The 17416-nt window shown below is 35.8% G+C and carries 10 protein-coding genes and 1 pseudogene; 3 read left to right on the top strand and 8 right to left on the bottom strand.

The window, feature by feature from the left end:
- Positions 1-588 precede the first annotated feature (588 nt).
- Positions 589-1005 carry an alternative ribosome rescue aminoacyl-tRNA hydrolase ArfB gene (gene arfB / locus ACO05S_RS17225; RefSeq protein ID WP_421919258.1) on the top strand — a complete coding sequence of 139 codons (417 nt, stop codon included), beginning with the start codon at positions 589-591 and terminating at the stop codon, positions 1003-1005.
- A 97-nt stretch (positions 1006-1102) separates the two neighbouring features.
- On the opposite strand, the gene ACO05S_RS17220 is transcribed toward arfB, so the two are convergent.
- The 6 genes and pseudogenes from ACO05S_RS17220 to ACO05S_RS17195 all read right to left on the bottom strand — a co-directional run bounded on the left by ACO05S_RS17220 (position 1103) and on the right by ACO05S_RS17195 (position 12476).
- Positions 1103-2707, bottom strand: coding sequence for a fumarate hydratase (locus ACO05S_RS17220; RefSeq protein WP_421919257.1), 1605 nt, complete (start codon positions 2705-2707; stop codon positions 1103-1105).
- Between the two features lie 172 nt (positions 2708-2879).
- A pseudogene (locus ACO05S_RS17215) lies at positions 2880-4388 on the bottom strand (IS1634 family transposase).
- 589 nt (positions 4389-4977) lie between these two features.
- Positions 4978-8244 (bottom strand): FtsX-like permease family protein, encoded by a 3267-nt coding sequence (locus ACO05S_RS17210; RefSeq protein WP_421919256.1) that lies wholly within the window; start codon positions 8242-8244, stop codon positions 4978-4980.
- A gap of 37 nt (positions 8245-8281) precedes the next feature.
- Positions 8282-10594 (bottom strand): bifunctional glutamate--cysteine ligase GshA/glutathione synthetase GshB, encoded by a 2313-nt coding sequence (gene gshAB, locus ACO05S_RS17205; RefSeq protein WP_421919255.1) that lies wholly within the window; start codon positions 10592-10594, stop codon positions 8282-8284.
- 4 nt (positions 10595-10598) lie between these two features.
- Positions 10599-11951, bottom strand: coding sequence for an MATE family efflux transporter (locus ACO05S_RS17200; RefSeq protein ID WP_421919254.1), 1353 nt, complete (start codon positions 11949-11951; stop codon positions 10599-10601).
- Between the two features lie 129 nt (positions 11952-12080).
- A complete protein-coding gene (locus tag ACO05S_RS17195) occupies positions 12081-12476 on the bottom strand; it encodes a DoxX family protein (protein ID WP_421919253.1) in 396 nt (131 codons plus the stop codon).
- 389 nt (positions 12477-12865) lie between these two features.
- Between ACO05S_RS17195 and ACO05S_RS17190 the strand changes: the two genes are divergently transcribed.
- On the top strand, positions 12866-14176 hold the full coding sequence (locus ACO05S_RS17190) for an MFS transporter (RefSeq protein ID WP_421919252.1): 1311 nt from the start codon (positions 12866-12868) through the stop codon (positions 14174-14176).
- A gap of 97 nt (positions 14177-14273) precedes the next feature.
- Positions 14274-15017, top strand: a complete 744-nt coding sequence (locus tag ACO05S_RS17185; protein ID WP_421919251.1) for a hypothetical protein — start codon at positions 14274-14276, stop codon at positions 15015-15017.
- A 443-nt stretch (positions 15018-15460) separates the two neighbouring features.
- On the opposite strand, the gene ACO05S_RS17180 is transcribed toward ACO05S_RS17185, so the two are convergent.
- Both ACO05S_RS17180 and ACO05S_RS17175 read right to left on the bottom strand, forming a co-directional pair.
- Positions 15461-16102: a hypothetical protein gene (locus tag ACO05S_RS17180; protein WP_421919250.1), complete on the bottom strand. Its 642-nt coding sequence runs from the start codon at positions 16100-16102 to the stop codon at positions 15461-15463.
- A 15-nt stretch (positions 16103-16117) separates the two neighbouring features.
- Positions 16118-17350, bottom strand: a complete 1233-nt coding sequence (locus ACO05S_RS17175; protein WP_421919249.1) for an AAA family ATPase — start codon at positions 17348-17350, stop codon at positions 16118-16120.
- Positions 17351-17416 lie beyond the last annotated feature (66 nt).

The following is a 17416-nucleotide window of genomic DNA, read 5'->3' as shown; positions in this document are numbered from 1 at the left end:
ATGCAAAATACAAATATCAATCTCCTTTTGCAATGTAAATAAGCAGTTGCATTCTATTTAGAAAATTCAGTAAACATCGGTCATGCAAGATATTTATTTGCATTTGTTATTTTTATACCTTTGTTGCCAATGCAATGTTTCTGCTATTTCTTATCCGGGTGCGAGTAGTCTATAATCTTTTCCAATGGCATTCCGGGCTGGAAGTTTTTACGGAACATTGCATTTTTTCATCTTCTTTGGTTTTTTTTATGCAAAACCAAGTCCGGTGGTTATACTCGGAATTCATCCGTTAATAAATTTCCCATTTGTAAGCTGGCAGCCACAGGATGAAAACAATCATTACCATGTATCTTTATAATAATTTTAATCCTGCTCGTTTCATACCATCTAAAATTGGCAAATATAAATCCTTGTCAATCCACATTTTTAAACATAAAAGGCTATGACCAGAAAGATCTTGACTTTGCAGTTGAAAAATATCAATTACATAAATAAAATTTACAAATATGTCAAAATGATGCTCATTTCAGGAGCATTTTTGACATATTATTCTTTCTATATCAAATATTGAATATATCTTTACCTTCTATGAAAGAAGACTATAAATTTTCAAAAGATTTAAGCAAGGAGTTTGAATTTATCACGTCACGAAGCAGTGGTCCTGGTGGTCAAAATGTAAATAAAGTAAATTCAAAAGTTGAACTGCGCTTTTCCGTGTTTGATTCCAATATTCTAAGTCAAGAAGAAAAAGAAACCATTTTCAAAAAGTTGTATCACCACATCAATAGTCAGGGAATATTATCAGTAACTGCTCAAAACGAACGTTCCCAAACCTTAAACAAGGAAATTGCCATTCAAAAGTTATACCAATGGATTGAACTGGCTTTAAAACCTGCTAAACCAAGGAAGAAAACTCGCCCAAGCAGAGCTTCCATTGAAAAGCGGAAGACTGATAAGCAACAAAAATCACAGAAAAAAGAAAACAGGAGAAAGCCGGACTTCTAAATGTATTTAAAAGGAATTGACTCAAAGTAGCATCAATTCAGTAATACAAAAAAGCTTGCACCAATAATGATGCAAGCTTTATTTTTTTCAATGATTCTTACATATCTGCAAAAAAGTCATTTCCTTTATCGTCAACAATAATAAATGCCGGGAAATTTTCTACTCGAATCTTACGGACTGCCTCCATTCCCAGTTCAGGGAAATCGATTACTTCGATAGATTTAATACTATTCTTAGCCAATACTGCCGCTGGTCCTCCAATTGATCCCAAGTAGAAACCTCCATTGGCTTTACATGCATCGGTTACTGATTGGTAACGGTTTCCTTTTGCAACCATCACCATTGATCCTCCTGCTTTCTGGAATACATCCACATACGGATCCATACGCCCTGCGGTTGTTGGACCGAAACTACCCGATGGCATTCCTTCCGGAGTTTTTGCCGGTCCTGCATAATATACCGGATGATTTTTGAAATATTCAGGCATTTCCTTGCCTTCATCCAACATCTTCTTGATTTGTGCGTGTGCAATATCACGTGCAACAATCATAGTTCCTGAAAGATTCAAGCGAGTTTTAATTGGATACTTGGTTAATTCTTTCAAAATGTCTTCCATTGGCTGATCCAAGTTAATATCAACAGCTTTCTTCATTGCCGGAGCTTCTTCGGGCATGTATTTTACAGGATCTTTTTCCAATTGTTCCAGAAAAATACCATCCTCGTTGATTTTAGCCTTAATATTTCTATCTGCACTGCAGCTTACACCTATTCCTACAGGACAAGAAGCAGCGTGACGAGGCAAGCGAATGACTTTTACATCGTGAACGAAGTACTTCCCGCCAAACTGGGCACCAATTTCACTTTCACGACAAATTTGCTCTACTTTCTTTTCCCACTCCAAATCGCGGAAAGCCTGGCCACCTTCATTACCTTCTGTTGGCAAGTGATCTAAATATCCTGTTGATGCTTTTTTAACTGTAGCAAGGTTCGCCTCAGCAGATGTACCACCAATTACCAAGGCAAGATGATATGGAGGACATGCAGAAGTACCCAAATCCTTGATCTTCTCTTTTATGAAATAGGAAAGGTTCTCCTCGTTCAGCAATGCTTTTGTCTGCTGATACAAGAAAGTTTTGTTTCCTGATCCACCTCCTTTGGTTAAGAACAAAAATTCATATTCGTTGCCCTGATTTGCATAGATATCAATTTGTGCAGGCAGGTTGTTTCCTGTATTCTTTTCTTCGAACATTGAGAACGGAACAACCTGAGAATATCTTAAATTTCTTTGCTGATATGTATCGAAAACACCTCTTGAAAGATGCTCTGCATCATTTGCTCCGGTGTAAACATCTTCACCTTTTTTTGCTACCACAATTGCAGTACCTGTATCCTGGCAAGTTGGTAACTGACCGTCTGCAGCAACTACTTGGTTCATCAGCATGGTGTGTGCTACGAATTTGTCGTTGTCCGAAGCTTCATCATCTTTTAAAATGCATTGCAATTTATTAAGGTGAGCAGAACGCAAATAGAACGAAACATCAGAGAATGCTTCCTTCGATAAAACCTCTAAGCCTTTAGGATCAACTTTAAGAACTTTTCTTCCGTCAACATCAATTGTTGACACATAATCCTTTGTCAACAAACGATATTCTGTAGTATCCTTTGTTATCGGAAATGGTTTTTGATATTTAAAATCGGACATAATATGATAATTTAAATTTTGTGTTTTATTTCTATTCTAAGAATGCACAGGCAAAGATATAACAAAATAAATTCCTCAATCCAATAAAAATACTATTCTTAAACATTGTACACGTAATGTAATACTGGTGTTAACCTGTAATTCTCCTGAGTTCCGCACTGGGACACCCAAATTAGAAATCAAATAATTTAGCTAGATGTTTTTGTTCATCATTTAGAAGTAGAGTTTCTTTAAAAGTGTTGCCAGTTTTGGGATCTGAGATTTCGATTGCATAGATTGATTTGGCGATGTCGATGGCTTTTTCGGGACTCATTTTGTCTGTTTTTAACTTCAGTTGCCTCTCAAGTTCTTTGTAAACTTTATAGGCTACAAAATTGATGGTGATAAGCGCCTGAATCCTTTTTTGCAGTCTATGGTAGATTGGTCTGATCTTCAGGTCATGCTTTGCAACCCTAAAGGCTTTCTCGATTTTCCATAGCTGGCCATAATTATTGATGATTTCTTCCTTTGAAAGTGTTGTATTGGTCATGTAACCTTTCAGTCCATCCCATGCTGCATCCTCTTCAAATTTTCCATGATTGATTCTGATAGTTATATCTCCTTCCAGTTGTAAATACTTATTGTATCCTCTATTGTTTATCGATGACTTGGTCAGCTTACCTGATTTGATCCTTTGCTCCAACTTCATCAGCCCCCTTTCCCTATTATGCCTGTCCTTTTTAGCCCTTCTGTCAGTATATCCGACAATTAAGTTTGTTCCATCGGTTCTGGGAATAATTGCACTGGATTTATCTTTGAGATTCAGAGCGAGTATTTCTTCTTTAATCGCCTTGCTTTCATTTTTAATGCGTGCGCCAAGAATAAACTCATAACCTTTCTCCTGAAGTTCTTTGACATTAGAAGATGAGAGTAAGCCGGAATCAGCTATAACAACTAGCTTATCCAGATCATATTTGTCTTTAAAAACATCAATAATGGGAAGCATTGTATGGCCTTCAAACTTGTTGCCTTCACGAATTTCATATGCTAACGGATAGCCTTCAATACCAACAAGTAGCCCCAATACGATTTGCGGATTCTGGTGTTTTCCTTCTTTGGAAAAGCCTCGTTTTCTTAAATCATCTTCATCATCAATTTGAAAATAAATTGTTGTAACATCGTAGAAAACAACCCTGATGATACCGCCAAGTATCTTTTTGGTGTGATGATAACTAATTTGCTGAAGCGTTTCTTTGTGATCAGAATAGACTTTATCCAAATACCTGTATATCCTGTCTTCTTTTATATTTATCGAAAAGTATCTGTGTAAATACTGAGTCGTTTTTAACTTACTTGCCGGGTGCGACAGTCGAACCAGTACTAATTGTTTTAGAAGGTCGTTACAAACAGTGTCAAATCCAATTTCATTATAAATCCTGCCAAGTAACAGGTGGACACCTTCAATTGAAATGTTTCGTATGCTTTGTTTGACGGTTTACTTGAAATCCTGTACTGTAAAATCAAAAGATTGTTGACCTTCATAATGCGAGATATAATCAAGTCCTTGTTGGTAAAGAGTTTCTATTTCAGTATCAGAACAAGAACTGCCGATAGTTTTAAGCACTTTGTATTTTCCAGAGCTTTTATCAATGACTTGCACACTGACAACACCACTATTGTTCTTCTTTTTTCTCACAAACATAGTGCAAATATAAGCCTGGGACACCCAAACATCCAACTAAAAAGTACTTATAACCCTGTAATAGTGCGACTTAAATCTTTTTGCCTGAAAAAAGTGCGGAACTCAGGAAAAATACTATTCTTAAACATTGTACACGTAATGTAATACTGGTGTTAACCTGTAATTCTTAGTTCTGTTTCAATGTATTTTTTAATATGGTAATGATAGCTTGATTTTAGGACTAGCTTTTTTTTCTTGACAAGGGAAGTATCTGATACATTTTAAATAACGTGAGTTCGATGTAAAATTCTATCCACAGAAAGTTATATTTACGATAGATTTGCATTAAAAATTTGGAAAGAATAGCGGGCTATCTTGAGGAATTTTTAATGTGAAGATGTCGTAAAGATAACTTTCCATTATGTGTTTGCCTGCTTTCGGCATAAATCTCCTCAAATCTTCTTGAAATATCCCGATATTCCTTCGAAAATTTGAGAAAATTTCTACTCAAAATCAGATCAAACTGTGAACGAATTTTACGTCGAACTCACGTTAAATATTAAATCTCCCTTTTCCTTTCCTTGGCAATCCTTAGCACTCACATTGTTAATCAATCATTTTGCAGGGATTCGATGATATTTTGCTTGCGAATAAGCTTTAAAGGGATATAAATCCATGCTAAGCCACTAATGGCGATTGCCAAAATCAGCAATAAAACATATAGGTAGGGCATCTGAAAAGCATGGGTGAATAATGAAGGCAGTACGCCAATTAGTGCTGATAGAATTCCTCCTGTCAAACCCAGTAGCAATAAAAACAAATTCTCGCCAAATAAGAGCTTAAATATATCGCCCTCAGTATAACCAACAGATCTTAACACAGCCAATTCTTTTTTTCGTTCCAAAACATTCCGCAACAGTACAATTCCCAAACCAATTGTTCCTATGATTACACCCAATCCTCCAAGAATCATGAACATACTTAAGTAGGTATTTTCAACAGAATAGAAAGCAGCCATTCTTTCCGAACTCTTACTTCCTCTTAGTCCAAAATCCTGCAAGTTATCTTCAAAATTAGTCATGAACAAGGAATCCTTTTTAGCACATTCGGCCAATATAATTTTAGATCCGCTAACCGATGGGAAATTCTTTTGGAACAAGCTGTCTGATATCAATATATTGCCTTGAAAGATTGAATTTGCCAAACCTCCAACTAGCAATAATTTCACATGCTTTCCATATTCGTTCTGATAAAACAAAGTATCTCCTACAGCTTTTTTCAATCCCCACATTATCACGGTCTGATCTGCAATGGCAGGTATTACATCCTCTCCAAAATTTTGATTTAAGCCACTCCAGGGATTCTTCTCATTCACTTCGGGAATCAGTTTTGCAAAAGTAAAAGACTTTCGATCTTCAAAATCAGAAGTATTAAATCCTAATACTCTTGGCTTGCTTACCTGATTCAAATTCAGGCAACTTGCATCATCTCCTTCAAGGGCTCTGAATTGTACAAATCTTACTGAATCATCAAAATCTCCCTTACTAAAACCAAGTTTTTCCTGCCCTTCGCGGCTATTTAAATCATTTAAAATTGGAAGAGTAGATTCTATCCAATACTCATACCCACCTGTCCCTGATTGATTAGAGTTTTCGGAACCCTGAAATGTTTTGCGATTGGCACCGGTAATCAGAACTGAAAAAGTACCCAATGCCAATAAAACAACAATGGCAAGACTGCGTTTTACATTACGTGCCGCATTTTTAAGAGATAAGTCTTTTATACTTGGGGTTTGATTGCTAAATTTTACACCAAGTCCTTTTAAATAAGAATACACAATCACCGAAAAGGATAGCAAAAACAAGCCGCCTGCTGATAACAACAACTCAGCATTCTGTTCTAAAGAAGATGAAAATGCATAGACGATTATGGCAATACTAACTCCCAACAAAAACAAAGCAGTCCATATGGTGTAAGTCGATTTTTTGCTTGATATATTTTCCTGATAAGCATCCTTAATCAGCCTAACAGCCGATTGCTTCACCTTTTTTCGGGTAACAAACACTATGCAAATGATGGCAATAATTACCCCTGATGCAAAACCAATTATCAATGTATCCATTTCCAAGTGAACATGCAGCATCTTGGTTCGCACTACATCTTGCCAAACAGAATTTAATGCGGATAACATCAACTTGTTGTATATAATTCCTGGTAATACGCCCAAAACGCCACCAAGAATTACAGTAATCATCGATTCGTAAATTCTAATGGCTATAATTTTCGATTTGTTAAATCCTAAACCAAGCAGAATACCTGTTTCCTCATTTCTATTATCCAAATTCAAGGAATAGATTAAAATGCTAAGCAGAATTGCTGCTGCGATAATAAAGAAGCTCAAACTTAGGAACAGCCCTCCAAAGTCTACCATATTATTGGCTGCTCTTTTCCCTTCGTTTCTTGGTTCTGCAAAGGCAATGCTCAATACATCCGGTGTAAGCAAATTCTCAATCTCAGATCTAAGATCATCCTTTGAGTCAAATCTTACTGCAGTATAAGTTCCGTATTTGTTACTCCATAGCTTAATGGCAGTATGGGTTGAGATATATGCCTTTGGGGTGCCTTTGTACTTTTTCCAGTACTCCTCATCCTTGGGTCTTATTTTTGAAAAGTCAACAGGAACACCTGCATCCCATTCACTGCAAGAACCTGCATCGGTTAAACCGGGAAAGGATGGCATCATAGATGAATCCCAATGTGCATCTGTCATTGGCAGAATATCCTTAATAGTAAATGCTCTGTACTCTTCAAGCAATTGTCGTAAAGCACCAATGGTATAGTATTTAATTCGAAGGGTATCACCAATTTCGGCCTTCAGATCTTCCGCCAACCATGAGTTGATAATCACTTCATTTTCCTTAATTTGATAGCTATCTACCGAAGTGATAAAAGAATAAGGCGTGTTCTGCTCATTTACACTTAAGCTATTCACAAAATAACTAAGTACATACTCTTTCTTCCCTGATATCTGATGAACGAGATCCATAATGGGCGTATCAATAAAAACGCGATCAGAAGTCATTTCTACTTTTGATTGCCCTTCAATATCCCTAATCTTTAAGCTGGCATCTTCCAATTTCCAGTTGGCGTGCAAGCTTTCCTGCAATGCTTGCAAATTCAACTCTTTTGATTCTTTAGGTGCTACTAAAATTAAATTGGATAGCGATTCCAATTCCAAGTCTTTCGCTAAGGATTCTCTGGACAAAAATACATTGTAAGGAGCAATCTGATTGCTTTTCAAGCTAAACCTAGCCAATTGTGAATCATCACAAATGGCCTTTACTTTTAATCTTAAAGCAATATTCTGATCTTCATCCGATACAAAAGGTGCATTGGCAGGAATTACACTGGCTTTTTTAAGTCGCAACAAGAAAGTATCGCCTGGCTTTACATTCATCCTGTTAGCAAGATTTAAACTTAAACAGGCTTCATCTTCTTTTAAATTATACACCTGTGTATCTGTCAGCTTGTTAAACGAGGCATCAACACCATAAACCTGAATGTGATTGATTCTCGTATTGCTTTCGGGACGAACAGCTATTCCATCAGTCTGTAAAACGGGAATCACATGTGCATCTAAATCATTTGCAATTTCATCTGCCAATTCAGCACGCACAAAACGATCGCCGGTTGACATGGCATATTCTACTTTCCCCAGTCGAAGATTAACCAATTCTAGCAAGCTGTTTCTTACCGAATCGCCTACAATTAAAGCTCCGGTTAAAACAGCTGTACTTACAATTGTTCCTAGCAACACAGCCAGATGCTGCTTGCGATAATACCACAAACTTTTAAGGATGTATGTCGTTTTGTTCATGCGGAAGGTTCATGTTAAAATTAAGAGCTGAATTTACTTAAAAACCCAATGCATCCAATATTTTTTCATTCAGCTTGCGATTCTTCCCTTCATATGGATAGCAATGAATATGAATTGCAGGATTAAAGTTCATTTCAATAATGGCATAATTATCTTTGTGTGCCGGTTTAGTGATGTCTTCAATCATCATATCCAAACCCGTTATTCTAACCCCTAAAGCTTTCGCTGATTTTATTGCAATTTCCTTATACGAAGGATGAATATCATCCGTAAAATCGATGCTATCGCCTCCAGTGCTAATATTTGAATTCTCTCTCAGATACACAATTTCATCCTTGGCAGGAATGCTGTCGAAGCTCAGGTTCTGATCCTGTAAAAACATTGCCTCAGGCTCTTCCAATCTGATTTTTTCCAAAGGAGTACGATAGCCTCTTCCGCGCAATGAATCCTTGTTCTTTTCTTCAACCAAGTGTCGAATTGTACTGTTTCCATCACCTTTTACATTGGCAGGAACACGATGCAAAATCCCGGTAACCACCTCATTTATTACAAAAAATCTATATTCCTTACCTGCCACAAAGTCTTCAATCAGAATACTATTATCGTGTTCAAAGGCGATGTCTACAGCTCGTTTGTATACCTCTTCCCTGACATTATCTTTTAGTATGGTAATTCCCAATCCAAAGTTGGTTGATTTGGGTTTTATCACAATTCCTTTTCCTTCGAACAAATCAAAATCCGATCGAGCTTGTACGGCATCCCGGTAATCTAATCCACCAGGAACCCGAACACCGGCTTTCTCCAATATTTTTTTGGTAACCAATTTATTTTCCATCATCAAAACACTCGAATAATTGTCTAATGATGTTCGTGTAGCCTGCATTACGTATTCTGTTTTATCTTCTCGGTGCAAGCTGATAAAATTCTCACTTCTGTCCAGAATTTTAAATTCAACTCCACGTCGAAGTGCAGCTTTCATTAGCAACTGCGACGACAATTCCAGATCTTCAAATCCGTGAAAACGGAAGCCACTCATTTCGCTTTCCAGTTTATATTTCTTTGCCTGATCCAAATGAAAATTAATAAAGCCTTTTTTATCTATTTGCTGCTTTACCAATAGCGAAGAGCGTTTTTCCGGATGAGTGATTAAACATTCGACTCTGTCCATTGCCTTTTGGTAACATTCATTATTTGCTAATCCCGATGTATTCACAAATGCTTTAATGTCGCTAAGCATATTTTGAAGCATGACATCAATCCTCAGCATGTTTCCTTTAAAATCTTTCAACAACAATTCAGGATTAAGACCACTGCAAGCCACCCAGTCATGATTTTTTGAAGCTATTTTTTGATCTGTTTCATTGTAAATATTCTCTTCCTTTTCGAACAAACAATATAACATAAACAAGTGCATAAAATGCAATCTAATTTTCGATACTCCCGACTTCTCGAAAGGATCAAGATCTAAGATTCTAACCTCCAGATGTGAGATCCTTTTGCTTTCCGAATCAAATTTCAATCGAATGGGCAGGTACAATTCCTCATCTAAAAGTATCTTACCATCGTCCACCAATGCTTTAACCGACTCTTTGTACGAAGTCAAACAATTAAAATCAATAAAATACTCTTCAGCATTTCTATAGCCACCGGAACTGGTACGAATCGATACCGCCTTTCTGCATCCCATACTCATTTTCTCACCTGTTCGCAGTGATTTCATTTTTAAGGAAGGATCTGCTTCAGGACTTTCTCCGAACAACCAAACCAATAACCAACGATATCGCATAAAATTGCGCACCATTTTTAAATATAGGGCTTCTCTAAAAGCCTCTTGATTGCCTTGCCATTTAATAGCTTTACAAAGTTTTCTTTCCAGTCTGTCAGATAAAGAGAAATTAAAATGTATTCCTGATAACATTTGCCTTTCCTTACCATATCTATTAGCCAATTCCTCTCTGTATTTCTCTTTATGAATACCGTCTTCACCAAACTTAGCAATCGGAATTTCTTCTTCAGCAGGCAATAAGGGAGGCAAGCTTTGCGGCCATAGCAATTCCTCACCTAAATTCTCTAAAATCACATCGTTTAATGTTTCCAAAAAACCATGAACCTCGGCAATACTCTTCAATGGTGGGGTAATCATTTCCACCTGGCTTTCAGAAAAATCGGTAGTAATAAAAGGATGGCGAAACTTATCGCCTAAAATCCCTGGATGTGGCGTATTGGCCATTCTTCCACGTTCATCCACACGAACATTCTCTTTTTCTATACCAAATAAACCATCCGTAATACTTGCTTTTATACTATCGCAAGACAATGTTTTAGCTATGTTATTTATCAAATGAACCATCAAACTAAATTTTTCCAAAAGTATTTTTTCTCATAAATGCTTTAAGCAGCAAATACATTACAATTCCTTTTAATATACTACTTCCTGTAATACTCCACCAAACACCATTTAAACTTAAAAAGGTATAAAATCCTAAAAAGTAAGCTCCAGGCAAACGAAGGGATGTGAAAATTACACTTACAGCAGCCGATATTTTGGTTTTTCCCAAACCATTAAATACCCCGGCATTAATCATCTCCAAACACATAAACAACTGCGAAACTGCCAGAATCATTAAATATTCTTTACCCATAATAATACTTTCCTCTTCGGGAACAAAGATTGAAAACAGGGTTTTGGGGATCAGTAAAAATATCATTGTGGTTACTACACCTACGGCAAAAGACATTCTCCAACCAGCCTTATAAATATTTGGGACTTCGGTCAGGTTTTTAGCTCCATAGCTTTGTCCAACCATTATGGTTACCGCCTGCATAAAACCACCTACAATCATAAAAGTAATTGACTCTATCTGCACACCAATTTTCTGAACAGCAATGGCATTTGGTCCCCATTCGGCAATGATTCTTGCCAGAAATATATAAATAATCGAAAACGAGATTCTTTGAACTGCTGCCGGAGTTCCCACGCTGAATATGCTTTTAAACTTCGCCATACATGGAAAAATTCCATTAAAATTGATATTGGTAGTTTTCTTGTAGATCACCAGAAAGTATATCAAACTTAAGCTACGGCCTATAATGCTTGCATATGCTGCCCCATCCACCCCAAGCGAAAAAGCAAAAATAAGCAAGGGATCGAGTGCAATGTTTGCCACTGTACCTATTAAACTGGCTTTAAAGGAAACTTTGGTTTGCGAATGAGCATTAAACATGCTAATAAATAAGAGGTTTGCATAGCTCAAGATCACGCCAAAGGTGCTAATCACAAGATAAGAAACGGCCATTTCGTTCACCTCAGGATCTTGCATCTGAAAAAACTTGATGAACTTATCGGGGAAGATCCAGAAGATAGCAGAAAATACAGCGGCTATTATTCCAATTCCCCAAAGGGCTGAGCTTGCAAACCTGCCTGCTCCTTCCTTATCGTTTGCCCCTACCGAATGCGATATTTTGATGTTTGCACCCACCGTAACAATAGATGCCATTGCCCAGCCCAGATGCAAAAAGAAACCTGCCGATCCAACGGCAGCAACGGCATTACTTCCTAATGATCCTACCCAAATCATATCGGTAAGATTATAGGCGGTATGAAGAAGATAAGAGCCGATAATAGGGATGGCTAACTTGAATAGCTTTTTCCCAACGGCTGAATATTGTTTTTCCCGTTTATAAAAACGAGTTATTAGTGTAATCATAAGTACAACTCGAAATACACGTGCAAAAATACAATGTATTTCGAGTCGTAACTCTTAATTCATTGTTAATTTATTTGTTCCACACTTCACGCTATAGCCAAGCATAAAAATGTGATTATACCAGTGTTATTATCTAAAAAAACCTCTCTGATTGCCCAGGCTAAACTTTCCCGGACCAATTAAGGCAACGGCTAAAGCAGCAAAAAAGTATAAAGCATTCAATTCTACAACCAATCCTCCATATTTTGTAAAAGCAAATAATTCATGACCATGAGCCGCTACAGTAGCAATAAACATGGTAAAAGCAATCAATAGTCCCGATACTCGGGCATACAATCCTAAAATCATTAATAGCGGGGCTACAATTTCACCAATATATACTCCATAGCTTAAAACTTGGGGCATACTTGCTTGTCCAAGCACATATTTCACACCGTCGATGCCATGCATTAGCTTATGAATTCCGTGAGGTAGCATTAAGCCCGCTACACTTATTCTAAGGATCAGTTTTCCTAAATTTTCCATATTCTCTTTTTTTGGTTCAATATTTAAAATAGTATGTAATCGCAATTTTATCACGAAATCAGCCTCGTTCTTTTCTCCTTTTAAGCCTATTCATTCTTATAAAATATCAGCATGCTGATGCTTCTGTTTTTGTTCTTAAGCAATCGCAAAATACGAACATCAATTTAAGACTTATTTCATCTGTTTACAATATTGCCCATTTGTCAGTATAGAAAATGCATGATCAAAATAATCATTAACCTATGTGTTAATTCATTGTTTTAATCATACTCGTTTCATAATAAAACCTTTATAATTCTTTAATGATATGTTAGTAGAGTATTATTTAATATCTATCAGCCGATAAGCAAAATCGATTAACTTTGCACACTCTTTAATTACGAAGTAGAATGAAAAGAAATCCGAATTTTCCGTTTGCACCTGCAAAATTTCCATTTTTCTATGGCTGGGTAAGTATGGCTGCCGGTACCATTGGTGTGCTTTGCAGTATTCCAGGTCAAACCATTGGGGTTTCGGTTTTCACCGATTATTTAATTGAAGAGCTACACTTAAGCCGCGATGTATTGAGTACTGCCTATTTAATTGGAACTGTTGCCAGTTCAAGCATATTAACCTTTGCAGGAAAAATATACGACAAATTTGGCGCAAGATTTACTGCCATAATCGCTGCAATAACATTGGCAATTACCCTCATGCTGTTTTCAAATTCAACAGGTATTGCAAATAGCATTTCTGCAAGCTTTGGCATTAAATACACCATTGTAACATTCGTTATGGTATCATTTTTCTTCTTTTTATTGCGCTTTTCGGGTCAAGGGGTACTAACCCTGGCATCGCGCAATTTAATCATGAAATGGTTCGACAAGCGCAGGGGCTTGGCCAATAGCATATCTAGTGCCATTCAATCCTTTGGTTTTGCAATGGCTCCTTTGTTTATAGCCATGCTTATTGGCAATTTCGATTGGAGAACAGCCTATCTTGTATTGGCACTTATGACGCTTTTATTTGTTGCTTTTGCATTTATCCTTTACCGCGATAATCCAGAAGAATGCGGTTTAATACCCGATGGAAAAGTATTGAAAGCCAAATCGAAAAACAATACTGCTTTTACGCCCAAAAAAGACTATACCCTAAGCGAAGCCCGTAGTACCTGGGTGTTTTGGATTTTTGCCCTGTCCTTATGCTTCTGCGCTTTCTTTATTACTGGTTTTACATTTAATGTGATCTCTATATTCGATTCATGCGGTTATTCCGAACAAAAGGCACTAAGCATGTTTATACCAACATCCATCGTATCCATCATTACAGCCTTTGTTGGTAATATTGTTAGCGATTACATGCGCTTACAAAAACTGTTGTTTGTATACTTATTAGGATGTTTGTTGTCGGCGCTTGGGGTTGCCATTCTCGATCTTCCCGCAGGATATTACATTTTAATTGGGGGCAACGGACTTATGGGAGGTTTATTTTCTGTTCTGGCATCAATAAGTTGGCCTCGGTTTTTTGGACGCAAGCATTTGGGTGCCATTAGTGGATTATCCATGTCACTTATTGTTTTTGCAAGTGCTATGGCCCCCTTGTTTTACAGCAGAATTAACACCATTACCGGCCATTATTTCCTTACGGGATATATAGGCATAGCCGTGGTGATTGTTCTGCTCCTCTTATCGGTAAAAGCACGAAACCCACAGTTGAATTAAAACAAGAACTTGGATCAAATTTATTTCGATATTATATTCATCAATTGCTAGTTTTTGTTAAATTTACAGACTTTTTCAACCAAACATATTAGCAATAGTGAGTGAAATTACCATCAAAATACAAGAAGAGCTTTTAGAAAAAATCAAATCTATATCAAAAAAACAAATCATTACACCTACCATTCCTATAGCCATCTATTTGCAAGAAGCCGAAAATCTTGCAGTATGGGCAAAGGATGATATGGATCAATTGTCGAAAGTTGGAATAACATCTACTCAAATTGAAGATGTAAAAGAGCGAATTGAGGCTTGCCGTTTGCTTCAGACTGAATGGATGAAGCTGAAGAAGATAAAGCCAGAAAAGCAAGCACTTCTAGAAGAAAATAAACAACTTGCCATTGAAATGAGACACGAACTGATCTTCATCTATAAATATGCCTTTAGAAATGAAGAACAGGCTTTAAAAGTTTTAAAGCAGGTTAAGAAGAAAAATAAAACTGCAGATCTTGTTGCTACAATGTTTGATTTAATCAGAATTGGCAATACACATACAAAGCTACTTGAAAAGATCTCCTTTGAATTTAATCAACTTGATGATGCAAATAAATTAGCATTTAAATTACAAAAACAACACTCTATATTCGTTGCTAGTACACCAGATAAGGTTAAAGTCAAATTTTTACGAGATCAATCATACACCTACCTAAAATTATTGCTTGATGAGATAAAAAATGCTGGTAAATATGTATTCGCGAAGAATAAGGAACGCTTGTCAGGTTATCACTCAATGTACTACAAGAATAAAAAGTCATTAATTAATAATACTGAGCATACAAATTAAGCGATTGGAATTATAGTTTTAACAATGATAGTAATATTTACAGAAAAGGTTAGTCATTCCAATTTTAATTAATTCTTTCCGCTTTTTTTGTCTTCTTTCCACTTATTTCTAATTCTTTCTACTTATTTGTTAATCTTTCCACTTTTTCTTTAGTATTTCCGAGAAAGATTCAATTATAATTGGAATGACTCTTTATACATTGGATAGATTCGTGTTTTTATGGAAAGACTTACTTTTAGGCGCAAAGACTAATGATATTTTAGAAAGATCTGTTTTTTTTGCTCAATATGATATAACTATTGGTTAATTTGGTATTACTTAATAGCAAATCACTTCCCTACCGTCTAAATCATTATATAAATTTGATCAATTGGAAACACCTATACATAGAAAAGCCCTTACTAACAATTCAATAAGGGCTTTTCTGATATCATAAGTAGTATCTATATCTTGTTCCAGATTATTTCATTTTGAAATTGCTCTTCAAATCCATTGTCTTTAATCATCCAATATTTAAGGCCGAGAAATTCTTTATTAATCTGAAGACTCTCACTAACCAGTAGCCTGTTCTGGTCTGATGGATTCTCTTTATACTTGTTTAAAAGACGTAAGAAATTGCTTACTGCAAACTCTACATCGTCGTAAAAAGCTTTAGTTTTTCTATCTCTCAAACCTTTTTTGCCATTGTGCAATTTGTCTAGTAAGGCAATGGTATCAGCAAGCTCTTTGCCTGTTTCAATACTTACAAACTCCAAGTTTTTGGTTCCGATATTTAGTCGTTGTTCGATGATATCTTCTATATTGTGCTGTGTAGGATCAAGTAATACTAATGAATTTTCTTTTCTGCCATTACAATATGGGCTGACTAGAAATAAATTGGTCCATTCATATTTTAATCCAGGAAAAAGAGCTTGAGGACGAAGATGTTCAATCTCTGAATCCTTTCCAACATACTGTTCGCTTAAATAACACTTGTTATACTGATCTTCATACAAAGCATCTTGTACATCTTGACCATCATGCTTATTACATCCATCCTTTTGGAGTGAAGCAGGTACTTCCTCTTGTTTAAAAACTCTAATCATGACTGCAAAAGGAAATTATGAGTTCAACTTGATTTGCTGATATTCGATTTTCACTGATTCTGGAGTTAATGCATTGTCTAATGCCTCATCAAATTCTTTCTTAATTTGATTCAATTCAAACTGCTCATCCGAATCTCGCTCTTCTTTCTTTATTAATTCCTTTAATCGTTCGAGCTTATTGTTGAGAAAAGAAGACTCTGTACTCACATCAAAGTATCCTTCAGCCAGTGCTTCATATGAATATTCATGCAATTCATCCAATCGTTCTTTCTTTTCTAAATCGTAAGCAACGGCATTATCAATAGAATTTAAAACAAAAGGAGAATGGGTAGTAACAATAAACTGAATATTGGGAAATACACGAGTAAGCATTGGCATAATAGCCTTTTGCAATTCCAAATGCAGGTGGGTTTCTATCTCATCAATCAATACAATTCCTTGCTTTTTATAGGCTCTTGTTAAATTTTCAGGATCTTGCATTTTCAATATCAAATCAGTTATGATATATATTATTGCTGAATATCCATCGGATAATTCATTAAAACCAAACTCCTTTTCATTTTGCTGAATGGTAAACACATAATTTTTAAAATTGAAATGCAATTTCAGGTTTTCATCCTCAAACACTTTATATAATAATGCTTCAAAATTATCAAACCACTCTTTAATTTCGTTTGCATATACGATATCTCCATTGCGTTCAGCCAATGCTTCTTGCACCTTCAAATCAATAAGAAATTTCACAAATTCTATTTGTTTTGAATCTGTAATTTTTTCTACAGGATTTAAATTAGGTTTTTCAGGATTTGTCTGACGTATAACTTTGCTAATTCTATTTGCAGGATAAAAAGCAAACAAAAATTCTTCATTGTGATGTAAAGATGCAAGATCATGAATATGATTAAAAGCCAAATCTACTTTACCAAAATGATTTTGAATATTACTTTCTATAATATCAAGATCTTTAATAATCGAACTTTTTTTCAGTTCATCGGAAGGAGTATGTCCAAGACGGCCTAATTCTGCCATCAAATCATCTTTATATTTCCTATATTTTAAAAAACCTAAATATTTATCATTTCTTACAGACTGCAGATAGTTAACCAAGGCATTCAATAAAGAAGTTTTTCCACACCCATTCTTACCTGTAATTAATAAATGTTTTTTCTCTTTTTCATCAATATCTATTTTGATATCTTCCAAATGAAATATCTTATTAATCTGTATGCTGGTTAAGAAGTGATGCATATCTATTTTTTTGTTTTGTGTTCGATAAAAGTACAAAATATCTGTAAATAGGTATTTTTATGATTG

The organism is Marinifilum sp. (assembly GCF_965230805.1).
GTDB lineage: Bacteria > Bacteroidota > Bacteroidia > Bacteroidales > Marinifilaceae > Marinifilum.
Note: the sequence above shows the minus strand (reverse complement) of the source record. Positions and strands in the feature narration are given on the sequence as shown.

Coding starts and splice junctions, on each gene's coding strand:
- ACO05S_RS17220 (WP_421919257.1), bottom strand. CDS start 2,707: ATGTCCGATTTTAAATATCAAAAACCATTTCCGATAACAAAGGATACT.
- ACO05S_RS17200 (WP_421919254.1), bottom strand. CDS start 11,951: ATGATTACACTAATAACTCGTTTTTATAAACGGGAAAAACAATATTCA.
- ACO05S_RS17190 (WP_421919252.1), top strand. CDS start 12,866: ATGAAAAGAAATCCGAATTTTCCGTTTGCACCTGCAAAATTTCCATTT.
- arfB (WP_421919258.1), top strand. CDS start 589: ATGAAAGAAGACTATAAATTTTCAAAAGATTTAAGCAAGGAGTTTGAA.
- ACO05S_RS17180 (WP_421919250.1), bottom strand. CDS start 16,102: ATGATTAGAGTTTTTAAACAAGAGGAAGTACCTGCTTCACTCCAAAAG.
- ACO05S_RS17195 (WP_421919253.1), bottom strand. CDS start 12,476: ATGGAAAATTTAGGAAAACTGATCCTTAGAATAAGTGTAGCGGGCTTA.
- ACO05S_RS17210 (WP_421919256.1), bottom strand. CDS start 8,244: ATGAACAAAACGACATACATCCTTAAAAGTTTGTGGTATTATCGCAAG.
- gshAB (WP_421919255.1), bottom strand. CDS start 10,594: ATGGTTCATTTGATAAATAACATAGCTAAAACATTGTCTTGCGATAGT.
- ACO05S_RS17175 (WP_421919249.1), bottom strand. CDS start 17,350: ATGCATCACTTCTTAACCAGCATACAGATTAATAAGATATTTCATTTG.